This window comes from Nocardioides sp. Root240 (assembly GCF_001428825.1).
In the GTDB taxonomy this organism is placed as follows: domain Bacteria; phylum Actinomycetota; class Actinomycetes; order Propionibacteriales; family Nocardioidaceae; genus Nocardioides.
Map to the genome: position 1 here is coordinate 606,672 of NZ_LMIT01000002.1, position 16,280 is coordinate 622,951.

14 protein-coding genes are annotated in these 16,280 nt (G+C 72.0%); 8 read left to right on the plus strand and 6 right to left on the minus strand.

What is annotated here, in order from left to right; genetic code table 11:
* Positions 1-2: 2 nt before the first annotated feature.
* Complete coding sequence (locus ASE20_RS05945) at positions 3-959, minus strand: neutral zinc metallopeptidase (RefSeq protein ID WP_225869179.1); 957 nt, start codon at positions 957-959, stop codon at positions 3-5.
* A gap of 69 nt (positions 960-1,028) precedes the next feature.
* Here ASE20_RS05945 and ASE20_RS05950 point away from each other — a divergent pair, with 69 nt between their 5' ends.
* Complete coding sequence (locus ASE20_RS05950) at positions 1,029-2,627, plus strand: ABC-F family ATP-binding cassette domain-containing protein (RefSeq protein WP_056893584.1); 1,599 nt, start codon at positions 1,029-1,031, stop codon at positions 2,625-2,627.
* Between the two features lies 1 nt (position 2,628).
* Here ASE20_RS05950 and ASE20_RS05955 read toward each other — a convergent pair whose 3' ends face one another.
* Both ASE20_RS05955 and ASE20_RS05960 read right to left on the minus strand, forming a co-directional pair.
* Positions 2,629-5,163, minus strand: coding sequence for an ABC transporter permease (locus ASE20_RS05955; RefSeq protein WP_056893585.1), 2,535 nt, complete (start codon positions 5,161-5,163; stop codon positions 2,629-2,631).
* Between the two features lie 3 nt (positions 5,164-5,166).
* Positions 5,167-5,955 (minus strand): ABC transporter ATP-binding protein, encoded by a 789-nt coding sequence (locus tag ASE20_RS05960; protein WP_056893586.1) that lies wholly within the window; start codon positions 5,953-5,955, stop codon positions 5,167-5,169.
* An 82-nt stretch (positions 5,956-6,037) separates the two neighbouring features.
* Here ASE20_RS05960 and glpK point away from each other — a divergent pair, with 82 nt between their 5' ends.
* The 3 genes from glpK (at position 6,038) to ASE20_RS05975 (ending at position 10,253) form a co-directional block, all read left to right on the plus strand.
* Positions 6,038-7,564: a glycerol kinase GlpK gene (gene glpK / locus ASE20_RS05965; RefSeq protein WP_056893587.1), complete on the plus strand. Its 1,527-nt coding sequence runs from the start codon at positions 6,038-6,040 to the stop codon at positions 7,562-7,564.
* Positions 7,564-9,321, plus strand: coding sequence for a glycerol-3-phosphate dehydrogenase/oxidase (locus ASE20_RS05970; RefSeq protein ID WP_056893588.1), 1,758 nt, complete (start codon positions 7,564-7,566; stop codon positions 9,319-9,321). Before glpK ends, ASE20_RS05970 begins: the two co-directional genes overlap by 1 nt.
* A gap of 161 nt (positions 9,322-9,482) precedes the next feature.
* Positions 9,483-10,253 carry an SDR family oxidoreductase gene (locus ASE20_RS05975; RefSeq protein ID WP_056893589.1) on the plus strand — a complete coding sequence of 257 codons (771 nt, stop codon included), beginning with the start codon at positions 9,483-9,485 and terminating at the stop codon, positions 10,251-10,253.
* Here ASE20_RS05975 and ASE20_RS05980 read toward each other — a convergent pair.
* Positions 10,163-11,035, minus strand: a complete 873-nt coding sequence (locus ASE20_RS05980; RefSeq protein WP_056893590.1) for an SURF1 family protein — start codon at positions 11,033-11,035, stop codon at positions 10,163-10,165. The two genes, ASE20_RS05975 and ASE20_RS05980, sit on opposite strands and share 91 nt — an antisense overlap.
* Before the next feature lie 55 nt (positions 11,036-11,090).
* Between ASE20_RS05980 and moaA the strand changes: the two genes are divergently transcribed.
* Entirely contained in the window at positions 11,091-12,083 is a 993-nt protein-coding gene (gene moaA, locus ASE20_RS05985; protein WP_056893591.1) for a GTP 3',8-cyclase MoaA, read from the plus strand.
* Between the two features lie 15 nt (positions 12,084-12,098).
* On the opposite strand, the gene ASE20_RS05990 is transcribed toward moaA, so the two are convergent.
* A complete protein-coding gene (locus tag ASE20_RS05990; protein WP_056893592.1) occupies positions 12,099-12,641 on the minus strand; it encodes a PEP-utilizing enzyme in 543 nt (180 codons plus the stop codon).
* A 21-nt stretch (positions 12,642-12,662) separates the two neighbouring features.
* Here ASE20_RS05990 and hsaA point away from each other — a divergent pair, with 21 nt between their 5' ends.
* From hsaA to ASE20_RS06005, 3 genes are all read left to right on the plus strand, one after another.
* A complete protein-coding gene (gene hsaA / locus ASE20_RS05995; RefSeq protein WP_056893593.1) occupies positions 12,663-13,634 on the plus strand; it encodes a 3-hydroxy-9,10-secoandrosta-1,3,5(10)-triene-9,17-dione monooxygenase oxygenase subunit in 972 nt (323 codons plus the stop codon).
* 71 nt (positions 13,635-13,705) lie between these two features.
* Positions 13,706-14,689, plus strand: coding sequence for an NADP-dependent oxidoreductase (locus ASE20_RS06000; RefSeq protein ID WP_056893594.1), 984 nt, complete (start codon positions 13,706-13,708; stop codon positions 14,687-14,689).
* Between the two features lies 1 nt (position 14,690).
* Complete coding sequence (locus ASE20_RS06005) at positions 14,691-15,728, plus strand: Dabb family protein (RefSeq protein WP_056893595.1); 1,038 nt, start codon at positions 14,691-14,693, stop codon at positions 15,726-15,728.
* Here the strand turns inward: ASE20_RS06005 and ASE20_RS06010 are convergent.
* Positions 15,718-16,158, minus strand: coding sequence for an Lrp/AsnC family transcriptional regulator (locus ASE20_RS06010; protein WP_056893596.1), 441 nt, complete (start codon positions 16,156-16,158; stop codon positions 15,718-15,720). The two genes, ASE20_RS06005 and ASE20_RS06010, sit on opposite strands and share 11 nt — an antisense overlap.
* Between the last annotated feature and the right edge of the window lie 122 nt (positions 16,159-16,280).

Sequence of the window (16,280 nt, forward strand, 5' to 3'; positions counted from 1 at the left end):
GGTCAGACCCGGTCGACGGCGAAGGTGTCGCAGGCGTCGAGGCTGCCCTGCTCGTAGCCGACCATGAACCACTTCTGGCGCTGCTCGGAGGAGCCGTGGGTCCACGCCTCCTGGTTGACCCGGCCACCGGAGCGCTTCTGGATGTAGTCGTCGCCGACCGTCTTCGCGGCGTCGAGGGCCTCGTCGATGTCCTGCTGGTTCAGGTCCAGCAGCAGCTTCTGGCCGGACTCGTCCTCGGTCGACGTGGCGTGGTTGGCCCAGAGGCCGGCGTAGCAGTCGGCCTGCAGCTCGAGGCGGACGCTGCCGCTCTGCGGTCCGCTCTGGCCGCGGCGGCTGGCCTCGGTCATGAAGCCGAGCAGGTTGGAGATGTGGTGGCCGTACTCATGCGCGAGCACGTAGGCCTCGACGAAGGGCGCGTCCTGGCCGCCGAGCTGGTCCTCGTAGACGTCGTCGAAGAAGGTCGTGTCGAGGTAGATGGTCTCGTCGGTGGGGCAGTAGAACGGGCCGACGTCGCTGCCGGCCGCGCCGCAACCGGTGTCGACCGAGCCGGTGAACGTGATCACGGCCTCCTCCGGGTGGAACTTGCCGCCCAGCTCGGAGTCCCAGTAGTCCGTCAGCGAGTTCTCGACCGCGACCCGGGCGCAGTCGGCGTTGTTGTTGGCGTCCTCGCCGGTCTTGCAGTCGGCGTAGCGGTCGGAGCCCTGCTGGGCGTCGCTGAGACGCGCGGGGGAGTACGCCGTCGCGCCGCCGAGACCCGGCAGGCCGGCGTCGATGCCGAGCGCCTTCGCGGCGACGTAGAGCAGCACCAGCACGACGAGGGTGCCGATGCCGCCCTTGCCGGTCGGGATCGGGAGGCGCATGCCGCCGCCCCCGCCGAGGCCGCCGCCTCCACCACCGCCGCTGCCGACGTCGCGAACGCGGGACTGGTCGAGGCGGGCCTTCGGATTGAATCGCACCACGGCGGCAGCCTATGACACCGCGTCGCGGTTTAGGGGGAGCGAAAGCGCCCGTGGGAGAATCGGGCCGTCATGATCACAGTGCACCAGCTCGAGGTTCGCGTCGGTGCGCGTCTCCTCATGGAGAACGTCAGCTTCCGCGTCGGCCCCGGCGACAAGGTCGGCCTCGTCGGCCGCAACGGCGCCGGCAAGACCACCCTCACCAAGGTGCTCGCCGGTGACGTGCTGCCCGCCGGCGGCTCGGTCACCAACGCCGGCGAGCTCGGCTACCTGCCGCAGGACCCGCGCGTGGGCGACCCCGAGATCCTCGTCCGCGACCGGATCCTGTCCGCGCGTGGCCTCGACGACGCCGTACGACGGATGCGGGCCGCCGAGGTGGCGATGGCCTCCGAGGACCCGAAGGAGCGCGACAAGGCGTTCCGGAAGTTCCAGCGGGCGCAGGACGAGCTGGACGCGGGCGGTGGCTACGCCGCCGAGACCGAGGCGCTGCAGATCGCGCAGAGCCTCGGCATCCCGGACCGCCTGATGGAGCAGCCGCTCGGCACCCTCTCGGGTGGCCAGCGCCGCCGTGTCGAGCTGGCCCGGATCCTGTTCTCGAGCGCCGAGGTGCTCATCCTCGACGAGCCGACCAACCACCTCGACGCCGACTCGATCCTGTGGCTGCGCGACTGGATGAAGTCCTACAAGGGCGGCTTCATCGTGATCTCCCACGACAACAACCTGCTCGAGGAGACCGTCAACAAGGTCTACCACCTCGACGCCAACCGGGCCGTCATCGACGTCTACAACATGGGCTGGAAGAACTACCTGACCCAGCGTGAGACCGACGAGGCCCGCCGCAAGCGCGAGATGATGAACGCGCAGAACAAGGCCAAGACGCTCACCGACCAGGCCAACAAGATGCGCGCCAAGGCCACCAAGGCCAGCGCCGCGCAGCAGATGCTCAAGCGGGCCGAGAAGCTGCTCGACGGGGTCGAGGGCGAGCGCCAGTCCGACAAGGTCGCGGCGATCAAGTTCCCGACGCCGGCCTCCTGTGGCAAGACGCCCCTGTCGGCGCACGACCTCTCCAAGTCGTACGGCGCCCTGGAGATCTTCACGGCCGTCGACCTCGCGATCGACAAGGGCTCCCGCGTGGTCATCCTCGGCCTCAACGGCGCCGGCAAGACCACGATGCTGCGGATCCTCGCGGGCGTCGACAAGCCGGACACCGGCGAGGTCGTCGCGGGCCACGGCCTCAAGGTCGGGTACTACGCGCAGGAGCACGAGACCCTCGACGTGCACCGCACGGTGCTCGACAACATGCAGTCGGCCGCGCCCCAGCTCACCGACACCGAGGCGCGCTCGGTGCTGGGGTCGTTCCTCTTCTCCGGCGACGACGTGCACAAGCCGGCCGGCGTCCTGTCGGGCGGTGAGAAGACCCGTCTCGCGCTGGCGTCCCTCGTCGTCTCCGCGGCCAACGTGCTGCTGCTCGACGAGCCGACCAACAACCTCGACCCGGCCTCCCGTGAGGAGGTCCTCAACGCGATCCGCCGCTACGAGGGCGCGATCGTGCTGGTGACCCACGACGAGGGCGCCGTCCACGCGCTCGAGCCGGACCGGGTGCTGATCCTGCCCGACGGCGTCGAGGACCTCTGGAGCCCCGACTACGCCGACCTGGTCGCGCTGGCCTGACCTACTCCGTCGCGATCGCGTCGAGCACGTCGAGCCGCGATGCCCGGATCGCCGGGACGACCGCGGCCAGGACGCCGACCACGACCGCGATCACGAGGAAGGCGACCAGCTGCCCGAGGGGCAGCCCGAGGCTGGAGAGCTCGTCGGAGAGCACGTTCTGCAGCAGGACGCCGATCACCAGGCCCAGCGCCATGCCGAGCACCGCGCCGAGCAGGGCGATCGTGACGGACTCGAGCATGATCATCCGGCGCAGCTTGGCGCGGCTCATGCCGACGGCGCGGAGCAGGCCGACCTCGCGGGTGCGCTCGATGACACTGAGGCCGAGGGTGTTCACGATGCCGATGACGGCGATCACGATGGCCAGGGCGAGCAGGCCGTAGATCATGTACAGCAGCTGGTTGACCTGCTCGCGGATCACGTCGGCGAAGCCGGCCTTGTCGTAGACCCCGATGATCGGTACGTCGGCCGCGGCCTCGTCGATCGCGTCGCGGACCACGTCGCTGTCGGCCCCCGGGGCCAGCAGCACGCTGATCGTCGAGTCCTGACGGAGCACGCCGGCCTTTGCGAGCTGGTCGAGGGGCAGGGTGATCTCGGAGGAGACCTCGGTGTCGTCGACGATGCCGACGACCTTCGGTGCCAGCTCCTGGTTGCCGAGGAAGGTCAGGTCGAGGGTGTCGCCGACCTCGAGGTGGTGCTTGTCGGCGAAGCCGGTGCTCACGAAGGCCTGGGCGCCGCTGACGTCGTCGGTGCCGTCGGTGACCTTCAGGTGGTAGATCGACGTGAAGTGCTCGTCGATCCCGGTGACGTAGGCGCCCTTGCCGTCGTAGCGCGCGGTGGTGAGCTGCTGGCGGCTCATCGTGCCGACGCCGTCGATCTTCTCGACGCGGTCGCCGACCTCGGTCGAGAAGGGCAGGAAGGTCGTGCTCTGGACCAGCAGGTCGGCGGTGAACTGCTCGTCGACCACGTCGTCGATCGACTTGTTGAGCGAGGCGGCGAGGACGCCGATCGTGGAGACCAGGGCGAGGCCGATCATCAGCGCCGACGCGGTGGCGCCGGTGCGGCGCGGGTCGCGCAGTGCGTTCTCGCCGGCGAGCCGGCCCGTCGTACCGAAGAGGGCGGCGAACAGGCTGCGGCAGACCGCGAGCACGGGCTTGCCGATGACCGAGCTGATCGCGGCGACGGTGAGGATCCAGATCACCGCGCCGATGCCGACCAGGAGGGCGTCGGACCGGGCGACGCCGGCGGCCGCGAACCCGGCTCCGATCACCAGGACCACCGCCCCGATCACGGTACGACGCCGCAGGGACGCCCGTTCGGGAGCGACATCGGACCGCATGGCCGCCACCGGGGCGACCTTGCCGGCACGGCGTGCCGGCAGGAAGGCCGCGAGCATCGTGACGCCGATGCCGACGACGTAGCTCGTGATCGTGGCCCGGCTGGTGAGGTCGAGCGCCTCGCTGGAGATGTCGAGGCCGATCGTGCGGAAGATCGCCGCGAGCCCGCGGGCGAGCAGCAGGCCCAGGCCGATGGCGAGGGTCGAGGAGATGACCGAGAGGACGAACGCCTCGACCAGGACCGAGCGGGTGACCTGGCCGCGCGAGGCGCCGAGGGCGCGCAGCAGGGCCAGCTCGCGGGTGCGCTGGGCGATCAGGATCGAGAAGGTGTTGACGATGATGAACCCGCCGACGATGACGGCGATGATCGCGAACACCGTGAGGAAGACCTTGATGACGTCGAGGAAGCTGCCGACGGCGTCCTGCGACTCCTCGGCGACCTTGTCGCCGGTGACCGCCTCGAAGCCGGTGGGCAGCACCTTGTCAGCGGCGTCGGCGAGCTCGCGCTGGGTGACGCCGGGCGCGGCGGTGAGGCTGATCCGGTTGAAGACGTCCTTGCCCTGGAAGAACAGCTCCTGGGCGCCCTTCGTGGAGAAGATCAGCAGCGTCGCGCCCGCCGTACCGCCGCCGTTGAACTCGGCGGTGCCGACCAGGGTGGCCTTCCGCTCGAGGACGCCGAAGGGCGCGAGCAGCTTGACCTGGTCGCCGATCTCGTAGTCGCCGGCCTCGGCGGCGGCCTCGTCGAGGACGACCTGGTCCGTGCCGGTCGGCCAGGCGCCGTCCTGCAGCAGCAGGATGTCGTCGCCGGCCATGTTCGGGCCGTCGTGGTAGTTGAACGCGAGGGTCGGGGCGCCGGTGCCGCCGACGAGGGTGCCGTCCTTGGCGAGCAGGCTCATGCCGACGCCGTTGATGTCGCCGTCGGCCCGCTCGACCTCGGGCAGCGCCGCGAGTGCGTCGACCGTCTCCGTGGTCATCGCCTGCGCGGACTGGCCGCCGGTGCCGTCGCTGAACTCGTCGGTCGCCTCCGGGCGCACCACGCCGTCGGGGGTGGATCCGTAGATGATCCCGTCGAAGGTCGCGGACAGCCCGTTCGAGAAGACCATCACGCCGGACAGGAAGGCCACGCCGATCACGATCGCGAGGCCGCTCATGACGAGCCGGACCTTGCGCGCGAGGAGGTTGCGCAGGGTGAGTCGCAGCATCGGTCAGGCCTGCGTGTCGACGGAGCCGATGGCAGCCATGCGCTGCAGGATCAGGTCGACCTGCGACGCCTGCTCGCCCTCGGGCCTGCGGATCTCGTCGACCAGCCTGCCGTCGGCCAGGAAGATCACCCGGTCGCAGTACGACGCCGCGACCGAGTCGTGCGTCACCATCACGATCGTCTGGCCGAACTCGTCGACGCTGCGGCGCAGGAAGGAGAGCACCTCCGCGCCCGACGTGCTGTCGAGGTTGCCGGTCGGCTCGTCGGCGAAGACGATGCCGGGCTTGCTGACCAGCGCCCGGGCGCAGGCGACGCGCTGCTGCTGGCCGCCCGACATCTCGGCCGGCCGGTGCCCCAGCCGGTCGCGCAGGCCGACCGTGTCGACCACGGTGTCGAACCATGCCTGGTCGGGCCTGCGGCCGGCGAGGCTCAGCGGGAGCAGGATGTTCTCGCGGGCGGACAGGGTCGGGATCAGGTTGAAGGCCTGGAAGACGAAGCCCACCTGGTCGCGGCGCAGCGCGGTGAGCGCCTTGTCGCGCAGCCGCGACAGGTCGGTGTCGCCGACGACGACCTGGCCGGAGGTAGGGGTGTCGAGCGCGGCGAGGCAGTGCATCAGCGTCGACTTGCCCGACCCCGACGGACCCATGATCGCGGTGAACTCGCCCGCGGCGAGGTCGACGGAGACACCGTCGAGCGCGCGGACCTCGGAGTCGCCGGACCCGTAGGTCTTGCGGAGGTCGACGGCGCGGGCGGCGATCCGGGCGGCGGGCGGGGCGAGGGGGGCTTCGCTCATGGCTCCACCCTGCCAGCCGGTGGCGACGCCCCGCATCGGGATTGACCCCGAGAAGCCCCCGAGACTCCGTAGGCTTCACCCCATGGCGGCACAGGCGCGGTTCGTGGGGGCCATCGACCAGGGCACGACCAGCACCCGGTTCATGGTGTTCGACCACCAGGGCAGGGAGGTCGTCCGCCACCAGCTGGAGCACGTGCAGGTCCTGCCGCGGGCCGGCTGGGTCGAGCACAACCCGGTGGAGATCTGGGAGCGCACGTCCGCGGTCGTGAAGACCGCGCTGGGCAAGGCCCGCCTCGAGGCCTCGGACCTGGCCGCGATCGGTATCACCAACCAGCGCGAGACCACCATCGTGTGGGACCGCCGCACCGGGCGGCCGTTGCACAACGCGATCGTCTGGCAGGACACCCGCACCGACGGGATCGCCGCCGCGCTGGACCGCGACGGGCGCGGCGACGTGATCCGCCACCGCGCCGGGCTGCCGCCGGCGACGTACTTCTCGGGCGGCAAGCTGCAGTGGATCCTCGACAACGTCCCCGGCGCGCGGGAGGCGGCGGAGAAGGGCGAGGCCCTGTTCGGCACGCCGGACACGTGGGTCCTGTGGAACCTCACCGGCGGTCCCGACGGCGGCGTGCACGTCACCGACGTCACCAACGCGAGCCGCACCATGCTGATGGACCTCGAGACCCTGCAGTGGGACGACGAGCTGCTCGGCTTCTTCGGCATCCCGCGAGCCATGCTGCCGGAGATCCGGGAGTCGTCGGCCACCACGCCCTTCGGCACGACCCTGCGCAGCGGCCCGTTCGGCGGCGAGGTGCCGATCACCGGCATCCTCGGCGACCAGCAGGCGGCGACGGTCGGCCAGGTCTGCTTCGCGCCGGGCGAGGCCAAGAACACCTACGGCACCGGCAACTTCATGCTGCTGAACACCGGCACCGAGATCGTGCGCTCGAAGGCCGGGCTGCTGACGACGCCGGCGTACCAGCTCGGCGACCAGCCCTGTGTCTACGCGCTCGAGGGTTCGATCGCCGTCACCGGCTCCGCGGTCCAGTGGCTGCGCGACCAGCTCGGCATCATCAGCGGCGCGGAGGAGTCGGAGTCCCTCGCCCGCCAGGTCGACGACAACGGCGGGGTCTACTTCGTCCCGGCGTTCTCGGGCCTGTTCGCGCCCTACTGGCGCTCCGACGCCCGCGGCGCGATCGTCGGGCTCTCCCGCTTCAACACCAACGCCCACGTGGCGCGCGCGACGCTCGAGGCGATCTGCTACCAGTCCCGCGACGTCGTCGAGGCGATGTGCGCGGACTCGGGCGTCGAGCTGGAGGTCCTCAAGGTCGACGGCGGCGTGACCATGAACGGCCTCTGCATGCAGATCCAGGCCGACGTGCTCGGCGTACCGGTGAGCCGGCCGGTGGTCCCCGAGACCACCGCCCTCGGCGCCGCGTACGCCGCCGGGCTCTCGGTCGGCTACTGGTCCTCGACGGACGAGCTCCGCGAGAACTGGCAGGAGGACACCCGCTGGGAGCCGCAGTGGGACGACGAACGGCGTACAGCGGGGTACGCGCAGTGGAAGAAGGCAGTCCAACGGACCCTCGACTGGGTGGAGGTCGACTGATGAACCCCGCACCGCTCTCACCTCGGGCGCGCACCGGCGCGCTCAAGAAGCTCGCCGGCCAGCACCTCGACGTCCTCGTGATCGGCGGGGGAGTCGTGGGTGCGGGAGCGGCCCTCGACGCCGCCACCCGTGGCCTGAACGTCGGCCTCGTCGAGGCGCGCGACTTCGCCTCCGGCACGTCGAGCCGCAGCTCGAAGCTGATCCACGGCGGCCTGCGCTACCTCGAGATGATGGACTTCCGGCTGGTCGCCGAGGCGCTGAAGGAGCGCGGCCTGCTGATGCAGCGGCTCGCGCCGCACCTGGTGCGCCCCGTGCCCTTCCTCTACCCGCTCAACGGCCGTGGCTGGGAGCGCTGGTACGCCGGCTCGGGGGTCGCGCTCTACGACGCGATGTCCAAGGCCAGCGGTTACGGCGACGGCATGCCGTTGCACCGCCACCTCACCCGCCACGGCGCCCGCAAGGCGTTCCCGTCGCTGCGCAAGGACGCCCTGGTCGGCGCGATCCGCTACTACGACGCGCAGGTCGACGACGCGCGGCACACGATGTTCCTCGCCCGCACGGCGGCGACCTACGGCGCCGCGGTCGCCTCGCGCACCCGCGTCGTGGGGCTGATCAAGGAGAGTGAGCGGGTCGTCGGCGCGAGCGTCATCGACCTGGAGACCGGTCAGCGCTTCGACGTCCGGGCCTCGCAGGTCATCAACGCGACCGGCGTCTGGACCGACGAGACCCAGGGGATGGCGCGCGAGCGCGGGCAGTTCAAGGTGCGCGCCAGCAAGGGCATCCACCTCGTCGTACCGCGGGACCGGATCCGGGGCGAGACCGGCCTGATCCTGCGCACCGAGAAGTCGGTGCTCTTCGTGATCCCGTGGAAGAGGCACTGGATCATCGGCACGACCGACACCGACTGGGAGCTGTCCAAGGACCACCCGGCGGCGAGCTCGAGCGACATCGACTACCTGCTCGAGCACGTCAACGGCGTGCTCGAGGTGCCGCTGACGCGCGACGACGTCGAGGGCGTGTTCGCCGGTCTCCGCCCGCTGCTGGCCGGTGAGTCCGAGGCGACGTCCAAGCTCTCGCGCGAGCACGCGGTCGCGCACAGCGTGCCGGGGCTGGTCGTGGTCGCCGGCGGCAAGTACACGACCTACCGGGTGATGGCGGCGGACGCCGTCGACGAGGCGGTGCACGGCCTGGAGACGGTGCTCGGCCGCAAGGTCGGCGACTGCGTCACCGAGAACATCCCGCTGGTCGGGGCCGACGGCTACCACGCGCTGTGGAACCAGCGGCGCACGCTGGCGGCCCAGTCCGGCTTGGCGATCAACCGCGTCGAGCACCTCCTCGAGCGCTACGGATCGCTGGTGCTGGAGGTGCTGCAGCTGATCGCCGCGGAGCCCGACCTCGGGCAACCGCTCCCGGGCGCGGAGGACTACCTCCAGGCCGAGGCGGTGTACGCCGTCACGCACGAGGGCGCCCGCCACCTCGACGACATCCTGACCCGCCGGATGCGGATCTCGTTCGAGACCTTCGACCGGGGCGTCCAGGCCGCGCCGCACGTGGCGGAGCTGGTGCGCGGCTACCTGCAGTGGGACGTCGACCAGACCAAGCGCGAGCTGGAGCACTACCTGAAGCGGGTGGAGGCCGAGCGCGAGAGCCAGCGCCAGCCCGACGACCACACGGCGGACGCCGCGCGGAAGGGAGCCCCGGACGTCGTACCGGTCTCCCGGATCGCGGAGGAGCTCGAGACCCTGGAGAGCCCGTAGGCCGTGTCTCCCCACCCCTGCCGGCGCCCGAGCCGCCCAGCACGCACAATGGCAGCGTTGCCTATGCTCGGAAGACGCCCAGTCTGCCCACGCACCGGCGCCTTGCCATTGCACGCACTGGACGACTCGGGCATCCACCCGGGATGGGGAGACACGGCCTGATGGACCTCGGAGTACGCGACCACGTCTACGTGCTGACCGGCGCGACGCGCGGACTGGGCCACGCGACGGCCACGGTGCTGGTCGCCGACGGCGCGCGCGTCGTCGTCTCGGGCCGGACGGCCGCGTCGGTGGAGGCCGCCGTGGCGTCGCTGGAGGCGGTGGGCGGCGCGGGCTGCGCCGTCGGCGTGGTCGCCGACAACGCCTCGGCATCGGCCCCCGGCGAGCTCGTCGCGGAGGCGTTGGACAGGTGGGGCCGGCTCGACGGGGTGCTGATCAGCGTCGGCGGGCCGCCGGGCGGCACGGTCAGCGCGATGACCGACGAGCAGTGGCTCGCGGCCTTCGACTCGGTGTTCCTGGGCGCGGTCCGGTTGGCCCGCACGGTGGCAGCGGAGCTGTCGGACGGCGGCTCGATCGCCTTCGTGCTCTCCACCAGCGTGCGCCAGCCGATCCCCGGCCTGGCGATCTCGAACGGGCTGCGTCCCGGCCTCGCGATGGTGGCCAAGACCCTGGCGGACGAGCTCGGTCCGGAGGGCATCCGCGTCAACGGCCTGCTCCCGGGCCGGATCGCCACCGAGCGGGTCGCGGAGCTCGACGCGTCGACCGGCGACGCCGCGGCGTCGAAGGCGGCGGCGACCGCCCAGATCCCGTTGGGGCGCTACGGCCGGCCGGAGGAGTTCGGTCAGGTGGCGGCGTTCGTGCTGTCGCCCGCCGCGTCCTTCCTGTCCGGCGTGATGGTGCCGGTCGACGGCGGGATGTCGCGCGGGCTCTGACGGCTGAACGGCCCGCCCTTCCGCGGTCGCCGGCGTTCGGTACGGCGGCCGTGGGTGCGCTCGTCCCAGGCGAGGTAGCCGAAGCCGCCGACGCCGAGCACGCCGAAGAACCACCACTGGAGCCCGTAGAAGAAGTGCGGCCCCTCGCCGAGCTCGGGCAGCTCGACCGGCTCGAGCGCGGTCTCGGCGGCGGGATCCTCGGCCTTCAGCGCGACGAAGCCGGTGAAGACCGGCCTGTCGATGGCCTCGCCGATCCTGCCGCTGTTGATGGCGCGCGTGGAGCGGCCGGTGATCGTCGTGCTGCCGCCGGTCCCGTCGGCGCGCACCCAGCCGGTGACGGTCACCTCGCCGGCCGGCGGAGCGGGGAGGTCGTCGGGACCGATCTCGGGGTCGTCGGTGGCGAACCAGCCGCGGTCGACGATCGCGGCGGTGCCGTCGGAGGTGACGAGCGGGACGACGACCTCGACCCCGGGCATGCCCTTGCGGGTGCGGTAGCGGACGACGACGGTGTCCTCGACGTCGTAGGTGCCGGTGACGCTGACCAGCTTCCACTCGTCCGCCTCGGCGACGTCCTTGCCGGGGGCGAGGACGTCGGTCAGCGGGACCGGGTCGCGCAACTCGTTGGCAGCGACGTAGGCGTTGCGCTCCTTGCGATCCTGGAGCCGGCCGAACTGCCACTCACCGAGCCACCAGGTGCCGTAGCCGACCAGGATGATCGCCAGGAAGAAGAGCACCCACCGGCGGCTCAGCAGGAATCGCCACGAGGCCAGCCAGGAACGCACCCCACAACGGTAGGACCAGCCCCGGACCAACCACCCACCGGCCTATCCTTGGACCATGCAGCCGCTCATGGACCAGTACGGACGCGTCGCGACCGACCTCAGGGTCTCGCTGACCGACCGCTGCAACCTGCGCTGCACCTACTGCATGCCCGCCGAGGGCCTCGACTGGCTGCCGACCGACCAGCAGCTCTCCGACGACGAGGTGGTCCGGCTGATCGGCGTCGCCGTCGGCCGGCTCGGCGTGCAGGAGATCCGCTTCACCGGTGGCGAGCCGCTCGTCCGCCGCGGACTGGTCGACATCGTGCGCCGGGTCCGTGATCTGGACGCCGACGTGGAGATGTCGATCACGACCAACGCGCTCGGCCTGGCGAAGACCGCCGCGTCGCTGGCGGAGGCGGGACTGAACCGGGTCAACGTCAGCCTCGACACGGTGCGCCGCGAGACCTTCCACGAGGTGACCCGGCGCGACCGGCTCGACGACGTGGTCGAGGGGCTGGCGGCCGCGGAGGCCGCGGGACTGGGCCCGGTGAAGGTCAACGCCGTGCTGCTGCGCGGCGTCAACGACGACCACGCCCCGGAGCTCCTGGCCTGGTGCATCGAGCGCGGCTACCAGCTGCGCTTCATCGAGCAGATGCCCCTCGACGCCCAGCACGGCTGGAGCCGCGACGAGATGGTGACGGCCGACGAGATCCTCGCCTCGCTGTCCACTGCGTTCGCCCTCACCCCGGCCTCCGAGCCGCGGGGCAGCGCGCCGGCCGAGCTGTTCACCGTCGACGGGGGTCCCGCCACCGTGGGCGTCATCGCCTCGGTGACGCGGCCGTTCTGCGGCGACTGCGACCGGGTGCGGCTCACCGCCGACGGCCAGGTGCGCAACTGCCTGTTCGCGCGCACGGAGTCCGACCTGCGGGTCGCCCTGCGCGCCGGGGCGTCCGACGACGAGCTCGCCGAGCGCTGGCTCACCGCGATGCGCGGCAAGGCGGCCGGGCACGGCATCGACGACCCGACCTTCCTGCAGCCGGACCGGCCGATGTCGGCCATCGGCGGCTGAGCGACCCGGCCCCGCTCAGGCGAGCGAGGCCGCCTCGACCGGGGCGTCCTCCAGCAGCGTGATGGTGCCGGCGGCACCGTCGACGCGCACCAGCTGGCCGTCGACGAAGCTGCTCGTGGCGTGCTTGGTGTCGACCACGCAGGGCACGCAGAACTCGCGCGCGACGATGGCGGCGTGCGAGGCCGCGCCACCGATGTCGGTGACGACGGCGGCGGCGTAGGCGAACATCGCCGTGTGGCCGACGTCGGTGACCGAGGCGACGAGAACGTCGTCCGGCTCGATGTCGTCGTCGGGACCGCGGAGCACCTTGACCCGGCCCTCGACGATCCCGGGGTAGACGCCCAGGCCGGACACCGAGCCGCCCACCGCGAGCGCCTGCTCGTCGGCCGCGGGCTCCCAGTGGCCCACGACGATGTCGGGCATGGTGATCGCCTTCAGCCGCTCGCGCTCGGCACGACGACGGGCGACCGTGGCCCGCAGGTCCTCGCGCGAGCAGAAGGCCTGGTCGAGGGTCAGGTAGAAGATGTCCTCGACCCGGTCCAGCTGGCCGAGGCCCACCCGCGCGCGTTCTTCGAGGTGGTGCGCACCCTCGCCGGGGCCTGCGGCTCGACCGGATGGGTCGCCTCGGTGCTGGGGGTCCACCCCTGGCACGTCGCCCTCTTCCCCGAGCAGGCGCAGGACGACGTGTTCGGGCCCGACCCGGACACGATCATCTGCTCGGCGTACGCCCCTGTCGGCCGGCTCGAGGCCGTGACCGGTGGCTACCGGCTGACCGGCCACTGGAGCTTCTCCTCGGGCGTGGACCACGCCTCGTGGGTACTGCTCGGCGCGGTGCTCCCCGGTGACGACGGCACGCCCCAGCACGTGACCGTGCTCGTGCCCCGCGCCGACTTCCGCACCGACGACGTCTGGGACGTGGTCGGCCTGCGCGGCACCGGCAGCAACGACGTCCACGTCGCCGACGCCTTCGTCCCGGCCCACCGCGTGCTCCCGCACGCCGCCCAGTCCGCCCTGCTGGCCCCCGGCCAGGACGTGAACACCGGTGCCCTCTACCGGATCCCGTTCGCGGCGGTCTTCGCCACGGCCGTGACCGCCCCCGTCCTCGGGGCCGTCACGGGCTGCCTGGAGTCCTGGCTGCTGCACATGCGCGAGCGGGTCCGCGGCAGCACCAGCGGGGGACGCTTCGCCGACGACCCGTTCGCCCAGGTGGCCATCGCCCGTGCCGCCTCCGAGGTCGACGCCGCCTGCCTGCAGATGGACCGGAACCTCGACGCGCTGGTCGCGCACGCCGTCGCGCAGGAGGAGATCCCGCTCGAGCTGCGCGCCCGCACCCGCCGCGACCAGGTGCTCGGCACCGAGCGCGCCCTGCACGCCGTCGACCTGCTCTTCAAGACCGCCGGCGGCAACTCGCTGCACCGCGGGAACCCGATCGAGCGGGCCTGGCGCGACGCCCACGCGGGCTCCGTGCACGTCGCCAACGACATCGACCGCGCCCTGTCGGGGTACGGCCGGCTGGCGTTCGGACTGCCCGTGGACGATGCGCTCGTCTGAGCCCGGACCTCCTCGTCCCGCTCAGCGAGAGCAACACCCGATCGGGGTGTGACCGCGACCACAGTCTCGCCATGCACGCAGTGATCATGAACGAGACAGGCGGGCCCGAGGTCCTCACGTACGGCGAGATCGCGACGCCGGAGCCCGCGCCGGGGGAGGTCCGCGTCCGGGTCGCGTACGCCGGCGTGAACCCCGCCGACTGGAAGAACCGGCAGGGCATGCTCGCCGCCTTCCGCCCCTACGTCTTCCCGTACGTGCTGGGCTTCGACGCAGCGGGCGTGGTCGACGCGCTGGGTGAGGGCGTCACCGGGTTCGCCGTCGGCGACCGGGTCTTCACGCCCACCAACCACGGCCAGGGCGCGCAGGGCAGCTACGCGGAGCACGTCGTCGCGAACGTCGACCGCGTCGCGCCGATCCCGGACGCGATGGACTTCAGGTCGGCCGCGGCGCTGCCGGTCGCCGCGCTCACGGCGTGGCAGGCACTCCAGCACAACGGCGGTGTCCAGGCGGGCCAGCAGGTCCTCGTGCACGGTGGCTCGGGCGGGCTCGGCGGCTTCGCCGTCCAGTTCGCGAAGGCGGCGGGCGCGCAGGTCGCCGCCACCTGCAGCACGGCCAACGTGGCCTACCTCGCCGGGCTCGGAGCCGATCTCGTCATCGACTACTTGGGCGACGACGTCACCGCCACCCTCAAGGAGTGGGCCCCCGAGGGTCTGGACCTGGTCGTGAACACCGCCGGCGCCAGCTCGCTGACGCACGGGCTCGACCTGGTCCGCAGTGGCGGTGCCCTCGTGAGCATCCCGACGCTGGTCGACGACGGCGACATCCCTGCCGAGGTCGCCGCCGCGGCGGGCCGCGGTGTCGAGCGGGTCTACTCGATGATGACCGACGTCGACTGCGCGCCCGCGCTCGCGACGATCGCGGACCTGGTGGTCGCGGGCGACGTACGGCTCCCGGAGATCCGGGAGTTCGCCCTGCAGGACGCGGCGACCGCCCACGAGGCGATCCAGACCGGCCACACCCGCGGCAAGATCGTCCTCAAGGTCGCGGAGCTCTGAGGTGAACGCCTCGATCACCGTCCGCGACCACTACGTCGTGGCCGCGGACCGCCTCGCGGAGCTGCGCACCCTCGTCGCCGGGTACGCCGACGGCGCGGCCGCCCGCGGCCTGGTCCTCACCGAGCAGGTCGCCGCCCCGCCGCTCGCCCTGGCCGACCAGCCGGTCACCCTCGACGTGCGCTGGACGCTCGCCGACGTGGGCGCCTTCTGGACCGCACGCGCCCAGTCCCACGACCCCGCCGTCGGGGCGTTCTGGGCCGCGGTCGACGCGATCGTCACCGCGCGCGAACGCACGTACGGCATGGCACCGGAGACGGTGCCGCCGAGCCCGGAGGACCTCGGTGCGCACGCCGCCACGCCGGCCGTCTGGCGGGAGACCGCCCAGCTGTACCTCCCCCCGGGTGCCGGGGAACCCGAGGTCGCCGCCCTCCTCGCCGACCTCGCGAGGGCTGCCGACCTGCCGGGGGTCGAGCAGTCGGTCGCCAGCCCCAACTTCGTCCCCGCCTACGGCGCCGGCCACGTGACCTGGGACCTGGTCTACCCCGACCGCGCGACGGCCGCGGTGGCCCGCAAGTCGACGCTGTGGACCGACGACCTGCTCCCGGCGCTCGAGCGCCACTGCGCGTCGCGCAGCGCCCTCGGCCTGGACACGGTCGGCGCCGGAGCCCGCGAGCCGGACCTCGCCGGGGGAGTGAAGCGCACCGCGCTCTTCCGCCTCCTGCCCGGTGTCGACGCGGCGGCCGCGGAGGCCTTCGCCCGCGACACCCTCGCCATGCCCGCGCACATCGGTGCGATCCGCAACTGGCGGCTCAGCAGGGCGGTCCCGCTCGACTGGGACGCCACGGCGGGGGAGCCGTGGACCTTCGTCTGGGAGCAGGAGTACGCCGACCTCGACGGCCTGGTCGTCGACTACATGGTCCACCCGCACCACTGGGCCCACGTGGACCGGTGGTTCGACGTCGAGTCGGGTGCCCAGGCCGTGGACCCGGCACTGTGCCACGCCTTCGCCGCTCTGGAGCGGGCCTTCATCACCCGTTGAGCGGCCGCTCGAACAGCCGCGACATCACGACCACCGTGCGCGACCGGTCGACCTGGTCGACGGCGCGGATGCCCTCGATGACCCGTTCGAGGTCGGCCATCGAGGCCGCCACGACGTGCACGAGCGCGTCCGCGTCTCCCGTGATGGTCCAGGCACCGATCACCTCGGGGAAGGCCTCGAGGTCCCGCTTGAGCCGGTCGGCGGAGACATTGCCCTGGTAGGACAGCTCGACGTACGCCGAGGTGTCCCAGCCCAGTGCCGCCGGGTCGATCAGCGCGGTGAAACCGGCGATCTCGCCCCGCTCGCGCATCCGGTCGACCCGCCGCTTGGCGGCCGGTGCGGAGAGGCCGACGGCGTCGCCGATCTCCTGGAAGGTGGCCCGCCCGTCGCGGAGCAGGACGTCGACGATCTGGCGGTCGAGCGGATCCATGGCGGCCTGCTTCCGTTTCTTGCGTCAGGTGACGATCGACGCAACAGACCAAGGTCCGGTGCGCAACGCATGGCGATTGCTTGCGTCAGACGACGACTCTAGCGTTGTCGGCACCTGCGAAA

What these genes read in the sequence shown, in the direction of transcription:
- moaA (WP_056893591.1), top strand. Translation starts at nt 11,091, where the DNA reads ATGCAGCCGCTCATGGACCAGTACGGACGCGTCGCGACCGACCTCAGG.
- ASE20_RS05975 (WP_056893589.1), top strand. Translation starts at nt 9,483, where the DNA reads ATGGACCTCGGAGTACGCGACCACGTCTACGTGCTGACCGGCGCGACG.
- ASE20_RS05960 (WP_056893586.1), bottom strand. Translation starts at nt 5,955, where the DNA reads ATGAGCGAAGCCCCCCTCGCCCCGCCCGCCGCCCGGATCGCCGCCCGC.
- ASE20_RS06010 (WP_056893596.1), bottom strand. Translation starts at nt 16,158, where the DNA reads ATGGATCCGCTCGACCGCCAGATCGTCGACGTCCTGCTCCGCGACGGG.
- glpK (WP_056893587.1), top strand. Translation starts at nt 6,038, where the DNA reads ATGGCGGCACAGGCGCGGTTCGTGGGGGCCATCGACCAGGGCACGACC.
- ASE20_RS05970 (WP_056893588.1), top strand. Translation starts at nt 7,564, where the DNA reads ATGAACCCCGCACCGCTCTCACCTCGGGCGCGCACCGGCGCGCTCAAG.
- ASE20_RS05955 (WP_056893585.1), bottom strand. Translation starts at nt 5,163, where the DNA reads ATGCTGCGACTCACCCTGCGCAACCTCCTCGCGCGCAAGGTCCGGCTC.
- ASE20_RS06000 (WP_056893594.1), top strand. Translation starts at nt 13,706, where the DNA reads ATGCACGCAGTGATCATGAACGAGACAGGCGGGCCCGAGGTCCTCACG.
- ASE20_RS05950 (WP_056893584.1), top strand. Translation starts at nt 1,029, where the DNA reads ATGATCACAGTGCACCAGCTCGAGGTTCGCGTCGGTGCGCGTCTCCTC.